General features: G+C 44.5%; 3 protein-coding genes. All 3 read left to right on the top strand.

Translation table 11 applies throughout. From position 1 onward, the window contains the following. Positions 1-84 precede the first annotated feature (84 nt). Genes ULO1_RS14825 through ULO1_RS11200 form a run of 3 tightly spaced genes read left to right on the top strand, consistent with a single transcriptional unit; the run spans position 85 to position 2,039 of the window. Positions 85-228, top strand: coding sequence for a hypothetical protein (locus tag ULO1_RS14825; RefSeq protein ID WP_159446896.1), 144 nt, complete (start codon positions 85-87; stop codon positions 226-228). Between the two features lie 52 nt (positions 229-280). After that, a complete protein-coding gene (locus ULO1_RS11205) occupies positions 281-781 on the top strand; it encodes a terminase small subunit (protein WP_079933620.1) in 501 nt (166 codons plus the stop codon). Further along, the gene (locus ULO1_RS11200) at positions 768-2,039 is read left to right on the top strand and encodes a PBSX family phage terminase large subunit (RefSeq protein ID WP_200806963.1); all 1,272 of its coding nucleotides are present in this window, start codon (positions 768-770) and stop codon (positions 2,037-2,039) included. The genes ULO1_RS11205 and ULO1_RS11200 overlap by 14 nt, the downstream gene beginning before the upstream one ends. The last annotated feature ends 37 nt before the right edge of the window (positions 2,040-2,076 follow it).

Here is a 2,076-nt window from a genome sequence, read left to right as displayed (position 1 = left end):
CACAGGCAGATAACGGCTTTGGCAAGCTGTTTATACCAGGTACTTAAAGATAATGGCCTGGCGTTTGCCTGAGGAGGGTAAGCAGTGAACCCAACTGAAATTTTAGAAACAGCAAAACAATTGCCGGCCATAATTGCCGAGAAGATGGAGGGCGTACCTCCGGTGGTGATAGTAAAAGCTATCGCGGAGGAAATGCAGATACTAGCTAAAAACCTGCAAAAGGATTAGTGACCGACACTGGTCACTAATCTTTGTAAGTCTTGATGGTGAGGTGGTGATAATGGCAAAGCTTACACCCAAACAGCAGAGATTTATTGAAGAATACTTAATTGACTTAAATGCCACTCAGGCCGCGATTAGGGCAGGCTATAGCCCAAAGACTGCGCATGAGCAGGGAGCCCAGCTCTTAGCAAAAATTAGCATTCGGGAAGCAATCGACAAAGCCATTGCAGAACGTTCGAGACGCACTGGTATTACCCAGGATCGTGTTTTACGCGAACTGGCAAAAGTGGCTTTTGTTAATGCAACGGATATAATCGACATGGATGATGCTGCAATTCGAGACGATGCTAACCGTGATGATACAGCCGCAATTGCCGGCGTGAAGGTAAAGCGCATTCCGACGGAAGCAGGCGAGATCATAGAGAGAGAGGTTAAGATTTACGATAAAATAAAAGCTTTGGAACTGCTAGGCAAACACTTAGGTATGTTTACTGACAAGCTAAATGTTAGCGCAGAAATGGCTGTGAAGATAGTGGATGATATAAATGATGAAGATTAGGCTTTCTGATCTTATCGCACCGTCATTTTACGAGCTGCACAAAGAGATTAAGGCAGAACTATATGATGAATACTGGCTTAAAGGTGGCCGCGGGAGCACAAAGTCGACATTTATCAGTATAGAAATATTGCTTGGAATCATCAAAGACCCAGCAGCCAATGCTGTAGTGTTCCGTCGATATCAAAACGAACTTCGGGACACAGTCTTTGGACAATTCGAGTGGACAGCTACAAAGATGGGGATAGCCCATCTTTTTAAATTTCAAATAAGTCCGATGCAGATAATTTATTTGCCAACCGGACAGAAGATTGTATTTAAAGCGGCTGACAATCCAAGAAAACTTAAATCTATTAACCTGGGCAAAGGCTATATTAAATACGCCTGGTTTGAAGAAGTTGACCAGTTCGCCAGCATGGACGAAATCCGCAATATTCTCCAGTCACTGTTCCGCGGTGAGAACAAGAAACGGATTGTATTCTTTTCGTACAACCCACCGAAGTCTGGACGCAGTTGGGTAAACCAGGAAGCAAAGATACCGAAACCAGGGCGGCGGATTCATCATTCAACATATCTTGATGTACCGCCGGAATGGTTGGGTGAACGGTTTCTGGCAGATGCTGAACACCTCAAAAAAATAAATGAAACAGCATACCGACATGAGTATCTGGGCGAAGAAGTTGGTACAGGGCTTGAAGTATTCACCAATATTGAACTTAGGCTCATTACCCAAGATGAGATTGCAACTTTCGAACACATCAGGCAGGGATTAGACTTCGGCTATGCTGTGGATCCGCTATGCTTCGAGCGCATGCATTACGACAGGACACGCCGGCGGCTTTATTTGTTCGCTGAAATCAGCGGATTAAATCTTTTCAATAGACAGTTCTGGGAAAAGGCACAGCGATACAACGATGTCTGGACCATTGCTGATAGTGCAGAGCCTAAAAGCATTGCTGAGCTGAAAAGTTTCGGTATGAAAATCAAAGGAGCAAAGAAAGGGCCCGGGAGCGTGGAGTTCGGCATCAAGTTTCTTCAGGACCTGGAGGCAATTATTATTGACCCTGAACGGTGCCCGTTAGCTGCGAAGGAATTTATTAATTACTCACTTGAAATTGACCGCAACGGGATTGTAAAAAGCGAGTTCCCGGACAAGGATAATCACTCGATTGATGCTACCCGCTACGGCCTTGAGGATGATATGATAGGCGTCAATATGAATGGCGTTGAGATATTGAGAGGTGTAAAGATTTATGGCTAAACAAAAGTGGTTTAAAAGAGCCGTCGGAGAAATATCT

The organism is Carboxydocella sp. ULO1 (genome assembly GCF_002049255.1).
Taxonomy (GTDB): domain Bacteria; phylum Bacillota.
This window is presented reverse-complemented; position numbering and strand designations above follow the sequence as displayed.

What these genes read in the sequence shown, in the direction of transcription:
- ULO1_RS11205 (WP_079933620.1), top strand. Translation starts at nt 281, where the DNA reads ATGGCAAAGCTTACACCCAAACAGCAGAGATTTATTGAAGAATACTTA.
- ULO1_RS11200 (WP_200806963.1), top strand. Translation starts at nt 768, where the DNA reads ATGATGAAGATTAGGCTTTCTGATCTTATCGCACCGTCATTTTACGAG.